The sequence below is a fragment of the Allobosea sp. RCC_152_1 genome, from assembly GCF_041360765.1.
Classification (GTDB): Bacteria; Pseudomonadota; Alphaproteobacteria; order Rhizobiales; family Beijerinckiaceae; genus Allobosea; species Allobosea spartocytisi.
In genome coordinates, this window is record NZ_JBFUPU010000002.1 from 1014734 (window position 1) to 1029274 (window position 14541).

Sequence of the window (14541 nt, forward strand, 5' to 3'; positions counted from 1 at the left end):
GGATCCAACGTGACGAAAATCGCCGATCTCGACCGCTTCGATCATGCGCTGCTGGAGGAAATGCAGCGCGACAACCAGACCCCGGCGCGCATCCTAGCCGAACGGGTCGGGCTGTCGCAAAGCGCCGTGCTGCGTCGGTTACGCCGGCTGCGGGCGGAGAAGATCATCACCGCGGACGTCTCGGTCGTGAGCCCGGCCGTGCTCGGCGTGCCCGTCACGATCCATGTGCTGGTCTCGCTGGTGCAGGGCTCGCAGCTCGCCGACGCATTCGCGCGCAAGCTGGGTTCGCGCCCCGAGATCAGGCAGGCATCCTATGTGACCGGAGGCGCCGATTTCGTCCTCCACCTCCAGGTGGAGAGCATGGAAGCCTATGCCGCCTTTGCCCGCGAGGTCTTCCACGACGATCCCAATGTCGCGTCGTTCTACACCTATGTCGCCATGCGCGAAGTGGTCGGCCCGCTGCGGAAAGGCCCACAGGAACGTCGCGCCTCCCCGCTGCCGAGGCGCACCTCATAGGACAGTCGTTAAGACGCTCGCCTACCCGATCGAACGCTCGATCACCTTCAGCACCGTGGCGCGCAGCTCGGCAATGGTGAAGGGTTTCGTCATCACCTCCTCCACGATCGCCTCGAGGCTCTTCGCCCGCTCGCGCTGCTCGGCATAGCCGGTCATCAGCATGATGGTCAGCTCCGGGAACTGCTGCTTGGCGGCGAGCGCCAGCGCAATGCCGTCCATCAGCGGCATGCGGATATCGGTCAGCAGCAGGTCGAAATGGCCCTGCTCGGCGATGAGGATGTCGAGCGCCTCGGCTCCGTCCGCAGCGGTGATGCAGGTGTGACCATCCATGCCGAGCCCGCGCGCGACCAGCGCGCGCAACGGCTCCTCGTCATCGACGACCAGAATACGCGACATGGCAGTTCCTCAGATGCCTGGCAGACCGGCCTGATCCTCGGTTTCGATGACGCCGACGAAGGGCAGTTGCCGATAGGAATGGGCGACATCCATGCCGTAGCCCACGACGAAATAATCCGGACATTCGAAGCCGACATGATCAGCCACGATGTTGACGGCACGCTTGTTCGGCTTCTCCAGCAACACGGCGGTCGAGACCGAGCGGGCGCCGCGCGCCGCCAGCAGATCCTTGGCGAAGGCGAGCGTGCGGCCGGATTCGAGGATGTCGTCGACCAGCAGCACGTCGCGCCCGCGCACCTCGCTCTGCACGTCGCGCAGGATTTCGACCTGGCCGGTGGAGACGGTCCCCGTCCGGTAGCTCGACAGGTGGATGAACTCGACCTGGGGCGCGAGGCCGACACGATGCATGGCGCGGATCAGATCGGCGGCAAACATGAAGCTGCCCTTGAGGACGGCGACGACGAGCAAGTCCTTCGGCTGGCTGTCGGCGACCGCCTGCGCGATCTCCGCATTGCGCTGCGCGATCGCAGCCTCGTCATAGAGCACCCTGATCCGCCGTTCCGGCATAATGACTCCTGCTTTCGTGACTTATGGCCGCGAAGGTTCCCGCGCAGGGCTTGCGCCGAGAACGTTCGCGGCGGGTTGATATCGTACGTTCGGGCCGCCGCAAACCGCAGGGCGGGGGCATCGTTGCAAGATTAATGCGCGCTCGCGATATTGGCCGTGCCCGCCGTGGAAGTGAAGCGCACCTGCACCGAGCGCCCCTTTTCCGGCGGGGACGCCAGCCTTGCGCGGAAGCGCATCAGCTCGGCCGGCTCCAGCACGCCGCGCGGCGGCTCCGTGGTCCAGCTATAGAGGGTCTGCCCGGCCTCGTCCTTTACCGAAACCTGGATCGGCGGCACCTTGGTCCTGCCTTTCGCGATATTGGTGACGTCGCCCTCGACGACGAGGAAACGGCTTTGCCCATCGTCGATCAAGCCGCTCTCGACGGCCGTCAAGCTCAGGCCCCGGACATTCACCGGCAGGCCGATCCGCTCGAACAGACCTGCGAGCTGCGGCGCGGCCTGAACCACGAGATTGCGTTGCCAGGCCAGTCCGGCCAGGAGCGTGACGCCGGCCAGCGCCGCGACGGCGGGCAGCGCGAGCCCCTTGCGCCCCACGACCACGGCTTTGCCGAAGCGCGCCCTGTATCCCGCCGAAGGACGGGTTTCCGGCGGCACGACCGGCGGCGGCTCCTCCTCAGGCACGCCCGCCTCGCCCGCCGTGGCGTCCTCGGCAACGACTGCGGCGATCTCCGCCTCGATCGCGGCTGCTCGCTCCAGCTCCTCGGCCAGCAGGGCCTGCGTCTCCTCGACGCTCGGCGCCGGCGGCATCTCGCTCGCCGCATCGACATGCCACAGCGTCTTGCATTGGGCGCAGCGCACCTTGCGCCCGCCCGGCCCCAGTTTGGCCGCGTCGAGCTCATACTGACTGGCGCAGGAGGGACAGACGATCAGCATGAAGGCAGCGTGGTTTCCTGCGATGAACGGCACCGGCAGTCGGCACCGAGTCTTTCCGGGCCTTTCGCCGGCGGCAAGCCACGGCGAAGCATTGCTTCGGCCAACCGAGGCAACCGGCTTCATTGACGCGATTTATGGTTAACGTCGCGTGAAGAATCTTGGGGGCATGTTGAGGCGTGCGCAGCGGCTCGGTGCGCCGCCGCTTACGATATAGCATTGCTGCGCCGGCCGGGATTTCTGCCGGCCGTGCGCTATGGGACGAGGAAGACGGCTTGGTTCGTTTCGAGAATGTCGGCCTGCGTTACGGCATGGGCCCGGAGGTGCTGAAGGACATCAACTTCAGCATTGCGCCGCGCTCGTTCCAGTATCTGACCGGGCCGTCCGGCGCCGGCAAGACGACGCTGATGCGCCTCATCCTGATGGCGCTGAAGCCGACGCGCGGCCTCGTCAACCTTTTCGGGCAGGATGTCTCGCGCCTCGACGGATCGACGCTGACGGCCTTCCGCCGCCGCATGGGCGTAGTCTTCCAGGATTTCCGCCTGCTCGACCATCTCACCGTCTACGAGAATGTCGCGCTGCCGCTGCGCGTGCTCGGCAAGGAAGAGGCGAGCTATCGCGCCGAGGTCGTCGAGCTTCTGCGCTGGGTCGGCCTCGGCGAGCGCATGCATGCCGTGCCGGCGGTTCTCTCCGGCGGCGAGAAGCAGCGCGCGGCCATCGCCCGCGCCCTGATCGCGCGGCCCGAGCTGCTCCTGGCCGACGAGCCGACCGGCAATGTCGATCCCGGCCTCGGCCGCCGCCTGCTGCGCCTGTTCATGGAGTTGCAGCAGCTCGGCACCGCCGTGATCATCGCGACCCACGACCTCAACCTCATGGACATCTACGACGCGCCGCGTCTCGTCCTGGCCGACGGGCATCTGCATGTCGATGCCTGAAGCCATCGAATACGACCACGAGGCACGCGAGGAGAAGGCCCTGCCGACCAATCTCCGGCGCGGCCAGCCGCTCGTGCCGGTCGACACGGTGGCCGGCCGCGCGCTGATGGCCGTGATCGCGATCCTGACCTTTCTCGCCGCGCTGAGCGCCGGGGCGGCCGTGCTCGCCGCGCGCGCCTCCGACCAGTGGCGCGGTGCCGTCTCCGACGAGATGACCATCCAGATCCGCCCGGAGGCGCGCCGCAACATCGAGGAAGACGTCGCCAAGGCCGTGGCGATGGCCCAGGCGCTCGACGGCATCGAGAGCGTGCGTGCCGTGCCCAAGGCGGAATCCGACAAGCTGCTCGAACCCTGGCTCGGCACCGGCCTCGACCTCGTCGAATTGCCGGTGCCCCGGCTCATCGTGCTGAAGCTCAAGCCCGGCGCCTCTCCCGACATCGCCCGCTTCGGCCCGGCCCTGCGCAACGAGGTGTCGACGGCGATCCTCGACGATCACCGGGTCTGGATCAGGCGGCTTTCGGCGATGGCGAGCACGATCATCGTCTCCGGCTTCGTCATCGTGCTGCTCGTGCTGACGGCGGCGGCACTGGCCGTCGCCTTCGCGACGCGGGGCGCCATGGCGGGCAGCCGCGAAAGCGTCGAGGTGCTGCATTTCGTCGGCGCCGGCGACGATTTCATCGCGCGCGAGTTCCAGAGCCGCTTCATCCGGCTCGGCCTGCGCGGCGGCGCGATGGGCGGCCTCGCCGCCATCGTCGCGATCGCGCTTCTGGGCTTCGTCTCGTCCTTCTGGTCGACGGCGCCGGAGGCGGAGCAGTTGCAGGCCCTGTTCGGCGCCTTCGAGATCGGCTGGGCCGGCTATGCCGCGGTCGTGCTCGTCGCCCTGGTCGTCGCCGCCATCGCCGGGCTCGTCTCGCGCTTCACCGTGCGCCATTACCTGAAGGTGCTGGCATGACGACGCGGCGCAACGACAATTTGCCTCGTGCCGCCGTTATGCCCGATTGGCCGGTTAGGTTCGCGCCATGGCCATGATTGGCAGCAGCAACGACCATCTCGCGGTGGGCGCTACGGTGACGTCCGTTTCGCGCGGCGGGCTGTCGCGTCGTCGTATCCTGGCGCTCGCGGCCATCGCGACCACCACCCTCGGTGCGGTCCTTTTCGTCTGCGGCTATGCCCGCTTCGCGGCCGGGATCGAGGCCCGTGAGCCGGTCGCGACACCGCAGACCGATGCGATCGTCGTCGTCACCGGCGGCTCGCAGCGCATCGGCGACGCCATCGGCCTGCTCGGAGCCGATCGCGGCGCGCGCCTCCTCATCAGCGGCGTCAACGAGAAGACCAGCCGCGAGGAGCTCGCCCGGCTCAACCCGGCATCGCGTGACCTGCTCGCCTGCTGCGTCGATCTCGACTACCGCGCGCGCAATACCATCGGCAACGCGATCGAGACCCGCCGCTGGGTGCGCCGGCACGGCTTCCGCTCGCTGCTGGTGGTGACGTCGAACTATCACATGCCGCGCACCCTGGCCGAGTTTTCCCATGCCATGCCGGGCCTGCGTTTCATCGCCCATCCCGTCGTCACCGATCAGCTCGACACCGCGGGCTGGTGGTACCGCTGGTCGACGATCAGGCTGCTCGCCCCGGAATACGTCAAATATCTCGTGGCGCGGCTGCGCAGCTTCGTCGAGGACGACCCGGAATATTCCCGGCTTTCGGTCATCATCGGCGGCCGCAAGCCGGTCTCGCCGAAGCCGGCCGAAGTCCTGGGCCCGGAGGCCGAAAGGCGCTCGCATCTGCGCGGGGCCACCCACCGCGACGGCTGAGCCGGCAGGCTGACGTTTCGCGCTCTGTTCCGAGACGTCGCTTCCGGCGAAATGGCGCCTCCGGATGAGGACTCGAGAAGTTTTCGAGCGCGGTCCGGGAAGCGCTTGACCGGCGCCGCGTCTCGGGCTCATTGCGGGCCCATGCTGATCCTGCGCTCGCTCGCCTTCAACGTCCTGTTCTATGCCAATCTCATCCTCTGGCTGATCTTCGTGGTGTTGCCGGCGCTGCTGCTGCCGCAGGCGGTGCTTCGGAACGTCGCCGCGGCCTGGTCGCACAGCTCGCTCTGGCTGATGCGCGTCGTCGCCGGCACGCGCTACGAGATCATCGGGCGCGAGAACATTCCCGAAGGCGGGTTGATGGTCGCCGCCAAGCACCAGTCCTTCTGGGAGACCTTTACCCTCTTCACCCTCTTTCCGGACCCGGTCTTCATCCTGAAGCGGGAACTGATGCGCATCCCGGTCTTCGGCTGGTGCCTCGCCAAGCTCAGGATGATCCCGGTCGATCGCGGCGCCCGCGCCCGCGCGCTCAAGGACGTCACGCGCCTCGCCAAGATCGAGCTGGGCCAGAAGGGCCGCCAGCTCCTGATCTTTCCGGAGGGAACCCGCCGGCCGCCCGGCGCGCCGCCGGCCTACAAATTCGGCGTCGCCCATCTCTATGCCGAGATGGGTGTGCCCTGCCTGCCCGTCGCGGTGAATTCGGGTCTGTATTGGCCGCGCCGCCAGTTTCTGCGGCGCCCGGGGACGATCCGGCTGGAGATCCTGCCGCCGATCATGCCGGGCCTCGACAAGACGAGCTTCCAGCACGAATTGCAGGAGCGCATCGAGACGGCCAGCGACCGGCTGCTCGCCCAGGGCCGAGCCGAGTTGGCCGCCCGCGGCCTGGATCCACTCGCGAACTCCTGACATATCCTGACAGCAGCATCATCTCGCCCAAACCGGGCCCGGTTGACTTATCCCCACAGCGTTCCCATTTTGTTCCTATTGCAGGAGGAACGAATATGGCTGCCCTCGCCTATCGCTTCACCCCGGACCTGTTCGATGAACCGGCCCCGGCGCCGGAGACAGTGGCCCGCGAGATGCCGTTGCGCAGCACGGCTGCGCTGAGCGAGCGTCGCTTCACCGCCTGGCGCGGCCGCTCGGGCCGGCGCTATGTCGCCTCGGTCTTCGCCGCCGACGACACCCATCCCCTGAGCTTCACCGATGCGGTGCTGCTCGCCGTCTCGGCCGAGCGGCAGATCATCGCGGCCCGCGATTCCGGTCCCTTCGGCGTCGAGGCGGCGCTGGCACGCTGGCAGCGCGCCGTCTCCGAGGCTGGCGCGAAGGAGATCCACGTCCATCTCCTCGCGGAGGACGGCGCCAGCCGCCGCGCGGCCCTGCTCGACCTGATGCCCCAGGCGGAAACGGCGGGCTAGCGCATCGGCCCGACCTCACGGCCCCATGATATGGTTCGGCAGCCAGGTCGTCAGCGGCGGCCAGAGCGTGATCGCGGCCAGCACCACCAGCAGCGGCACGAGCCAGGGCAGGATCGCCTTCGACATCGCCTCGAAGGAGACGTTGGCGATGCGCGTCACCACGAAGAGCACGACGCCGATCGGCGGATGGATCGTCCCCAGGATCAGGTTCAGGATCATGATGATGCCGAACTGAACCGGGTCGATGCCAAAGCTGTTCGCCGCCGGCACCAGGATCGGGATCAGGATCAGCATCGCCGCCAACGCCTCCATGAAGCAGCCGACGACGAGCAGGATGAGGTTGCAGACCAGCAGGAAGACGAGCGGATGCGCGATCGTCTCGACGATCAGCGGCGTCAGCGTCTGCGGCACGCGCGAGATCGACATGCACCAGCCGAGAGCGCCCGCGGCCATCACCAGCACGGCGACGAGCCCCATCGTCTCGACCGTGTCGATCAGGATCGGCCAGAGCTGCTTCACCTCCAGCGTTCGGTAGACGAAGAAGCCGAGGAAGAGCGCGTAGAGGCAGGCGACGGCCGCCGCTTCCGTCGGCGTGACGAGGCCCGAGAACATGCCGCCCAGGATGATCGGCGGCGTCATCAGCGCGAAGAAGCCGTTCAGGAAGCTGCGGCCGATCTCGCGGAAGCCCTTGAACCCTTCCTTCCGGAAGCCCTGTCGCTTGGCGATGAACATCACCATCACCATCAGCGACAAGCCCATCAGGATGCCGGGGATGACGCCGCCGATGAACAGCCGCCCGATCGAGACATCCGCCGTGACGCCGTAGATCACCATCGGCAGCGAAGGCGGGATGATCGGCCCGATCGTCGCCGCCGCGGCGGTGATCGCCGCCGCCGTCTCCGGCCGGTAGCCGGCTTTCTGCATGGCGCGGATCTCGATGGCGCCCGAACCCGCCGCATCCGCCACCGCCGAGCCGACCATGCCGGCGAAGATCATGCTGGTCAGGATCGAGGCATGGGCATAACCGCCGCGCAGCCAGCCGATCACCGAGGTCGCGAAAGCGACGATGCGGTCGGTGATGCGCGCCGCCGCGAGGATGTTGCCCATCAGGATGAAGAGCGGCGCCGCGACGATCGGGAAGGAGTTCATCGCCTGCGCCATCTTCTGCGGCACGATCGAGGCCGAGAGTTCGCCGATCAGCACGAAGGCGAAGGCGGCGAGCCCCATCGAGGCGAAGAGCGGGAAGCCCGCCAGGATCGACAGCAGCCAGACGGCCGAGATCTTGAAGATCAGCGCGCTCATTCGGCCGGCTCCTGCAGCGTCGCCGCGACCGGCTCATAGGGAGAGGTCCGCCAGTTCATGAGGTTGCCGACGAATTCCGTGAGGCCCTGCAGCACGGTCACGATGCCGGCCAGCACCATCGGCGCGTAGAGCAGCCCCATCGAGAGCGGCACGGTCGTCGCCTCGAGATCGTAATTGGCCTGCACGAGATGGATGGAATACCAGACGGTCAGGCCGCCGAAGACGACCATGGCGAGCTGCATGAGCGCTTCCGCCGAGCGCCATCCCCGCGCCGGCAGCATGTCGTGGAAGAAGCGGATACGGATATGGGCGCGCCGCCGGCTGGCAAGGATCCAGCCCACGACCGCGACCCACAGCATCAGGAAACGCGAGACCTCGTCGGTCCAGATCAGCGGCTCGCCGACGGCGCGGGTGACGATGCCGAGCGACACCGTGACCAAGAGCGCAACGAGGAGAATCGCGGCGATCACCTCCATCACCCGGTCGAACAGCCTGGGCCAGAGCGTCATGCGGATTGCCTTTTCTCGATACCTGGAAGCCCGAGCTCAGCCCTCGTCCTGATGAGCGCTCCTAAGGAGCGCGTCTCGAAGGATGGTCCAGTTGGTTCCGGAGTCTCCGGGAACATCCTTCGAGACGCCGCTTCGCGGCTCCTCAGGATGAGGGCTGAGCACAGGGAAAGGTCACAGCGCCTGGATGCGATCCCAGAGCCCCTTGCCCCATTTGCTCTCGAACTTGGCCGGGACCGTTGCCAGCACCGGCTTGCGGAAAGCCTCGTTGTCCGGCGTCGTCACCGTCATGCCCTGCTTGCCGAGGCTCTCAGCCAGGCTCTTCTCCTGCTCCAGGATCTCGTTGTCCTGCCAGGCCGCGGCTTTGTCGACGGCGGCGACGATGACGGCGCGATCGGCCTGCGGGATCTTCTGCCAGGCGGCCTCGTTCACGATCACGAGGCGCGGCGTGATGATGTGCGCCGTCAGCACGAGGTATTTCTGCACCTCCGCCAACTTGGCCGAGGCGATGGTCGGGAGCGGGTTCTCCTGCCCGTCGACCGCGCCCTGCGACAGCGCGAGGTAGAGCTCGGAGAAGTTCAGCGGCGTCGGCCGTGCGCCCCAGGCCTCGGCCATGGCGCGGAAGGTGTCGACCTCCGGCACGCGCAGCTTGAAGCCCTTCATGTCCTCGACGGAGTTGATCGGCTTCTTGCCGCTGGTGAGGTGGCGCACGCCATAATAATTGACGCCGATCATGCGCATGCCGCGCTTCTCGACCAGCGCCTTGTTGAGCTCGTCGATCAGCGGGGATTTCAGCGCCCGCGTCATATGCGCCGCGTCCTTCCAGATATAGGGCGCCTCGATGATCGAGAGCTGCGGCACGAACTGGCCGAGCTGCGCCGCGCCTTCCGTCACCATGGTCAGCGCGCCCGATGCGACCGACTCGACCATGTCCCGCGACGAGCCGAGCTGCCCGTTCGGGAAGGACTGCACATCGATGCGCCCGCTTGTCTTTTCCTTGATCTCGGCGCCGGCCTTCACCGCGCTCTGCGGCGAGGGGTGGGTCGCCGGCTGGCCGTCGGCCCAGCGCAGGACGAGGGCCTGCGCCCGCAGGATCGAGGGGGCGGCGATGGCTGCCGAGCCTGCGGCAGCGGCGGCCAGGAAATCGCGTCTGCTCTGCTTGATCATCTCTGTTTCCTCCGGAGGCGGCCGGTGTTCCGGCTCGTTATGGTCTTCGCTCTCAGTATTGCATCGCCCGCGTCCGGGCGTTGCCGATATGGGTGGCCATCGCCGCAGCGGCGCGCTCGGGATCGCGCGTCTCGATCGCCGCGATGATGGCGAGATGGTCCTGCATCACCGGGATGATGATGCTGTTGTGGATGCGGGTCTCGTATTGCCGGATCAGCCGGATCTTGAGCCAGGTGACCCGGAAGGCTTGGGCAACGATCTCGTTGTCGAGATGGTCGATGATCGCCTCGTGCATCAGCCGGTCGATGTCCTCGGCATCCTCGATCAGCCGCTCGTCGCCGCCGGCCTCGGCTCGGGCGACGATCGCCTCGTGCCGGGCCCGCTGCTCGGCGATCTCGGCGTCGGTCGCGTTCTGCGCATAGAGCGCCGTCGCCTCCTTCTCGAGGAAGAGCCGGAACTGGAAGGCGTTGCGGATCAGGTTCAGGTCGACATGGGCGACCTGCATGCCGCGCTGCGGCACGGTCTTGATCAACCCCTCGGCTTCGAGACGCGGAATCAGCTCGCGAATGGCGCCGAGCGGAAAGCCGGTCATCGCCACGAGCTCGCGCTGGGTCACGAACTGGCCGGGCTTGATCTCGCGCGCCAGCAGCCGCTCGGTGAAGGAGGCATAGGCGCGCTCCCTCAGCTTCAGCGGCTCGCCTTCGCGCGGTTCCTGCTCCGGCTGGGTCACATGTCCCTCCCTCGGGCCGCCTCCTTCAGGCGGCTTTCGCCTGCGTGATCGAATCGAAGGCTGCAAAGAGCCGCTTGCGGGTGGCCTCGTCCAGTGCTTCCAGCGGCGGGCGCATTGCCCCATAGCCCGGATCGCCATGGACATGACCCGTCAGCGCCTTCACCGCCGCCAGCACCGGATAGGAGCAGATCTCGTCGACGAGGGCATTCACCACCGGGCTGTCCTTGCCCTCGTAGACCATCGGTCGCAACAATGCCGGCACCAGATTGGCGACGCCGCAGATCGAGCCCTGCGCACCGTTGCGCACCGCCCTCGCGAGCTGGCGCTCGTCGCCGACGAGAATGGCGAGCTCGCCATGCGCCTTCAGCAGCGCCTCGGTGTTGGCATAGTCGCCGGAGGAATCCTTGACGCCGGCAACGAGCCCGGGGAAGGCCGTCTTCAGCCGCTGCACCAGCCCGACGCTGATCTCGACCGCCGTCACCGACGGGATGTGGTAGAGGATGACATTGCGGGCCGAAGCGCCCAGCTTCTCGAAGAACTGCGAGAACCAGACATAGAGCCCTTCGTCGCTGACGCCCTTGAAGTAGAAGGGCGGCGCGACCAGCAGCCCCTTCGCCCCGGCATCGAGCGCGAGCCTGGACTGCTCCACCGCCTCCTGCATCGAGGCCGCGGCAATACCGGCATAGATCTGCTTGGCCGGATCGATCCCTGCGCCGATCAGCGCGCCCATCATCGCGGTCCGCGCCGGCAGGCCGAGCGCCGCACCCTCGCCCGTGGTGCCGAACAGCGTGACCGAGTCGCAGCCCTGCGCGAGCACATGCTTGGCATGGCGGACGAGGCGCGGCAGGTCGATGCCGCCGCCCTCCCGCATCGGGGTCGTGATCGCGCAGGAAAGGCCGAAGCGGGTCTTTTCGGAGGCCATGGAGGGAACTTTCAGAGCTGAACAGTGACTGACATGTTAGTACGAAGACAGATCGACTCGCAAGGGCTCCGCAGCGTCCTTGCGATGGTTCCGGCTAGCCGTCCTTGAGGCCTCCGGCCGACAATCCCGCGACGATCTGGCGCTGCGCGATCACGGTCACCAGGAGCACCGGCAGGGTCACCAGCAGCGCCGCCGCTGCCAGCGGGCCCCAGGAGATCTGCTCGAAGGTCAGGGAGTTGTAGACAGCCGAAGGCAGGGTGCGGCTCGCCTTGCCGCCGAGCACCACCGAGAAGATGAAGTTGTTCCAGGAGAAGATGAAGGCGAGGATGCCGCCGACGACGATGCCCGGCTTCGCCAGCGGCAGCGCGACATGGCGGAAGGCCTGCCAGCTCGTGGCACCGTCGATGCGCGAGGCGTCCTCCAGCTCCATCGGGATGTTCTCAAAGTAGCCGATCATGATCCAGACGATGATCGGGATGGTGATGACGAGATGGGTGATGACCAGCGCCGTGATCGTGCCTACCAGTCCCGTGATCTGAAAGAGCAGGAAGAGCGGGATGAGATAGGACAAGGCCGGCGTCATCCGCGCGATCAGGATCAGGATCGCGAATTTATGCGCCTTGCCGCGTGCGATGCCATAGCCCGCGGGCACGCCGACGATGAGGCCGAGCAGCACCGCACCGCCCGTGACCAGGATCGAGTTCCAGAGATAGAGCCCGAAATTGTTCTGCGCGAAGACGTCGACATAGTTCTTCAGCGTCGGCGGATCCGGGATGAAGACCGGCGGGAAGGCGGTGTTGTCGAGCTCGTTCTTGAGCGACAGCGAGATCATCCAGAGGAAGACCAGCACCGCCGGCGACACCAGCACGAAGACCGAGGCCCAGAAGCCGAGCTTTTTGGCGAAGCGGCCCATCACGCGTTCCACTTCGACTTCTGCCGCGCATAGAGCAGCAACAGCGAGAGCATGATGATGATGACGAAGAAGATCACCACGACCGAGGACGCGTAGCCGATCTTGTAGAACTGGAAGGCCTGCAGATAGAGGAAGATGTTCAGCGTCTCCGACGCCGTGCCCGGCCCGCCCTGGGTGATCACGAAGATCGTGTCGAAGGCCTTCAGCGCATCGATGGTGCGGATCACGATCGCCACCATGATGAAGGGCCAGACCAGCGGCAGCGTGATGTGCCGGAACATGTGCCAGTCATTGGCGCCGTCGATCAGCGCGGATTCATAGGGTTCGCGTGGCAGCCCGGCGAGACCGCCGAGCACGATCAGCATGACGAGCGGCGTCCAGTGCCAGACCTCGACCATCACCAGCGTCGGGATCACCGTCGCGGGATCGTAGACCCAGGCCGAGGGGCCGATGCCGAACAGCGAAAGCAGGTAATTCAGCACGCCGAGCTGCGGGTGGAACATCATCGTCCAGACCAGCGCGACCGCGACCGGCGTCGCCATCATCGGCATCACGAAGATCGTGCGCAGTAGCCCGCGAAAGGGAAATTCGCGATGGAACACCAGCGCCGCCGCCGTGCCGAACACGATCGGGAGCACCACCGCGAGGATCGTGAAATAGGCCGTGTGCCCCATCGATTCGAGGAAGCGCTGGTCCCTGGCCAGTTCGACAAAGTTGCCGAGGCCGACGAACTCCGCGCCGCCGCCGATCTTCCAGTCCTGCGTGGACATGAACAGCGTGAACAGCCACGGGAACACGATCACCGCCGCGATCACCAGCACCGCCGGCAACGAGAACAGCCAGTAGCGCGGCGTGAAATCCTGCGACGTTGTGGAGGTCGCGGGCGCCGCGCTGGCGAGATTGGCTGGCAGGGATGTACTGGTCATGCGTCTGGAACCGTCATGCCCGGGCTTGACCCGAGCACCTCTTCGAGAGTGTGCATTGGTGACGAGATGGCCGGGTCAAGCCCGGCCATGACGCCTCTTGCGCTCACCCCAGCTCGCTCTTGGCCAGCACCGGGGCGAAGGTTTCCGTCGCCTTCTTGAGCTCGCTCGCGACATCGGCCCCGCCGATCATGTTGGTCAGACCCACGCCGAAGACGTCGCGGAACTCGGTCACCGGCACGATCTGCGGCAGGCCGGCCCGGGCGATCTTGGCCGAGCCGAGCAGGCAATCGAAATACTGCTTGCCGAACTTCGACTGCTGGATCGTCTCGGTGTCGAGATAGGCCGAGGAGCGTCCGGGCGCGCCGGCGCCGGCCTTCAGCATGGCGATCTGGTTCTTCTTGTTGGTCATGAACTGCACATAGAGCCAGGCCGCCTCCTTCTTCGAGGAGCCGCGCGAGATGCCCATGCCGTCGGCGAACATGCCGGCGTGATGCGCCTTCGGCCCCGGCGGGGTGATGCCGTAGCCGACCTTGCCGACGATGCGCGACTTCGACGGGTCCTCCAGCGGCGTGGCGAAGCCGACGCCGTCGAGCCACATCGCCGCCCGCCCCTGCATGAAAGTGGTCTGGCACTCGTTCCAGTTGAAGCCGACCGAACCCACCGGCCCGGTCTCCTTGTTGAGCTTCTTGTAGAGCTCGCCGGCCCAGATCGCCTCCGGCGTGTCGGTGAGCAGCTTGCCGTCTGGCGAGGTCGTCTCCGAGCCCTGGCCGAGCATCAGCGAGGTCCAGACCGGGACATTGGCGTTCTTCAGCCCGCGCGAGACGAAGCCGGCGATACCCTTGGCGGGATCGTGCAGCTTCTGCGCGACGGTGAACATCTCGTCCATCGACTTCGGATAGGCGACGCCCTTCGCGTCGAAGAGCTCCTTGTTGTAGTAGACGATCCAGTAGTCGACGAAGAACGGCACGGTATCGAGCGAGCCGTCGGCCTGCCGGGCATAGGCGACGGGCCCGGCGCCGAAATCGGCGAAGTCGAAATCCGGCGCCGTCAGCGAGGCGTCCTTGATGTAGGGGTCGAGGTTCTCGAACCACTTGCCCTTCGCCGCCATGCGCTTCTGCACATGCAGCGAGATGCCGCTGACATCGAAGCTCGGCTTGCCCGATGCGAACTCGATCACCGCCTTCTGGCGCTGCTGCTGCTCCGGCACCTGCTCGGAGGAGACCTTGATGCCGGTCAGCTCGGTGAATTCCTTCTCCGCCGCCTGCATCAGCTCGGAGCGGGGGTTCTTGACCAAGAGCACGTCGATCGACTGGCCGGAGAAGCGCTTCCAGTTGAACGGCGCCTGCGCACGCGCCTCGCGCAGCACCAGCGGCGCGGCGATGACGCCCGCGCCGGTCGCGGCGGCGCCGCGCAACAGCGCACGGCGAGTCGGCTTGAGAATGCTGTCGGTCATCGGCGTCCTCCCCAGGACCTGTGAAACGGTATTTCGCCCACTTGCAGGCGGCC

At 66.7% G+C, this 14541-nt stretch carries 17 protein-coding genes; 6 read left to right on the plus strand and 11 right to left on the minus strand.

All coding sequences use genetic code 11. The features are described from left to right. Positions 1-9 precede the first annotated feature (9 nt). Complete coding sequence (locus AB6806_RS11315) at positions 10-516, plus strand: Lrp/AsnC family transcriptional regulator (RefSeq protein ID WP_038363591.1); 507 nt, start codon at positions 10-12, stop codon at positions 514-516. Between the two features lie 21 nt (positions 517-537). Here the strand turns inward: AB6806_RS11315 and AB6806_RS11320 are convergent, their stop codons facing one another. The 3 genes from AB6806_RS11320 to AB6806_RS11330 form a co-directional block, all read right to left on the minus strand. Further along, positions 538-912, minus strand: coding sequence for a response regulator (locus AB6806_RS11320; protein WP_038363589.1), 375 nt, complete (start codon positions 910-912; stop codon positions 538-540). A 9-nt stretch (positions 913-921) separates the two neighbouring features. Next, entirely contained in the window at positions 922-1479 is a 558-nt protein-coding gene (gene hpt / locus AB6806_RS11325) for a hypoxanthine phosphoribosyltransferase (RefSeq protein WP_038363587.1), read from the minus strand. Positions 1480-1610: 131 nt separating this feature from the next. Next, positions 1611-2411: a zinc-ribbon domain-containing protein gene (locus tag AB6806_RS11330; protein ID WP_185747959.1), complete on the minus strand. Its 801-nt coding sequence runs from the start codon at positions 2409-2411 to the stop codon at positions 1611-1613. A gap of 272 nt (positions 2412-2683) precedes the next feature. On the opposite strand from AB6806_RS11330, the gene ftsE reads away from it, so the two are divergent. The 5 genes from ftsE to AB6806_RS11355 all read left to right on the plus strand — a co-directional run bounded on the left by ftsE (position 2684) and on the right by AB6806_RS11355 (position 6569). Next, entirely contained in the window at positions 2684-3343 is a 660-nt protein-coding gene (gene ftsE / locus AB6806_RS11335; protein WP_038363585.1) for a cell division ATP-binding protein FtsE, read from the plus strand. Next, complete coding sequence (locus AB6806_RS11340; protein WP_142022110.1) at positions 3330-4295, plus strand: cell division protein FtsX; 966 nt, start codon at positions 3330-3332, stop codon at positions 4293-4295. Before ftsE ends, AB6806_RS11340 begins: the two co-directional genes overlap by 14 nt. A 67-nt stretch (positions 4296-4362) precedes the next feature. Further along, a complete protein-coding gene (locus AB6806_RS11345) occupies positions 4363-5157 on the plus strand; it encodes a YdcF family protein (RefSeq protein ID WP_112763624.1) in 795 nt (264 codons plus the stop codon). A gap of 141 nt (positions 5158-5298) precedes the next feature. Next, positions 5299-6060, plus strand: a complete 762-nt coding sequence (locus tag AB6806_RS11350; protein ID WP_038363582.1) for a lysophospholipid acyltransferase family protein — start codon at positions 5299-5301, stop codon at positions 6058-6060. Between the two features lie 95 nt (positions 6061-6155). Further along, on the plus strand, positions 6156-6569 hold the full coding sequence (locus AB6806_RS11355) for a hypothetical protein (RefSeq protein WP_133560612.1): 414 nt from the start codon (positions 6156-6158) through the stop codon (positions 6567-6569). 15 nt (positions 6570-6584) lie between these two features. Here the strand turns inward: AB6806_RS11355 and AB6806_RS11360 are convergent, their stop codons facing one another. The 8 genes from AB6806_RS11360 to AB6806_RS11395 form a co-directional block, all read right to left on the minus strand. Further along, positions 6585-7871 carry a TRAP transporter large permease gene (locus tag AB6806_RS11360; protein ID WP_142022111.1) on the minus strand — a complete coding sequence of 429 codons (1287 nt, stop codon included), beginning with the start codon at positions 7869-7871 and terminating at the stop codon, positions 6585-6587. Continuing rightward, the gene (locus tag AB6806_RS11365) at positions 7868-8380 is read right to left on the minus strand and encodes a TRAP transporter small permease (RefSeq protein WP_142022112.1); all 513 of its coding nucleotides are present in this window, start codon (positions 8378-8380) and stop codon (positions 7868-7870) included. The genes AB6806_RS11360 and AB6806_RS11365 overlap by 4 nt, the downstream gene beginning before the upstream one ends. Before the next feature lie 171 nt (positions 8381-8551). Beyond that, positions 8552-9544 carry a sialic acid TRAP transporter substrate-binding protein SiaP gene (locus AB6806_RS11370; protein ID WP_142022113.1) on the minus strand — a complete coding sequence of 331 codons (993 nt, stop codon included), beginning with the start codon at positions 9542-9544 and terminating at the stop codon, positions 8552-8554. 52 nt (positions 9545-9596) lie between these two features. After that, positions 9597-10274 (minus strand): GntR family transcriptional regulator, encoded by a 678-nt coding sequence (locus AB6806_RS11375; RefSeq protein ID WP_038363576.1) that lies wholly within the window; start codon positions 10272-10274, stop codon positions 9597-9599. A gap of 25 nt (positions 10275-10299) precedes the next feature. Then, positions 10300-11196 (minus strand): dihydrodipicolinate synthase family protein, encoded by an 897-nt coding sequence (locus AB6806_RS11380; protein ID WP_112763629.1) that lies wholly within the window; start codon positions 11194-11196, stop codon positions 10300-10302. A gap of 94 nt (positions 11197-11290) precedes the next feature. After that, positions 11291-12109, minus strand: coding sequence for a carbohydrate ABC transporter permease (locus AB6806_RS11385; RefSeq protein WP_038363572.1), 819 nt, complete (start codon positions 12107-12109; stop codon positions 11291-11293). Continuing rightward, positions 12109-13035 (minus strand): carbohydrate ABC transporter permease, encoded by a 927-nt coding sequence (locus AB6806_RS11390; RefSeq protein ID WP_370954629.1) that lies wholly within the window; start codon positions 13033-13035, stop codon positions 12109-12111. Before AB6806_RS11390 ends, AB6806_RS11385 begins: the two co-directional genes overlap by 1 nt. 103 nt (positions 13036-13138) lie before the next feature. Next, a complete protein-coding gene (locus AB6806_RS11395; protein WP_370954630.1) occupies positions 13139-14488 on the minus strand; it encodes an ABC transporter substrate-binding protein in 1350 nt (449 codons plus the stop codon). Positions 14489-14541 lie beyond the last annotated feature (53 nt).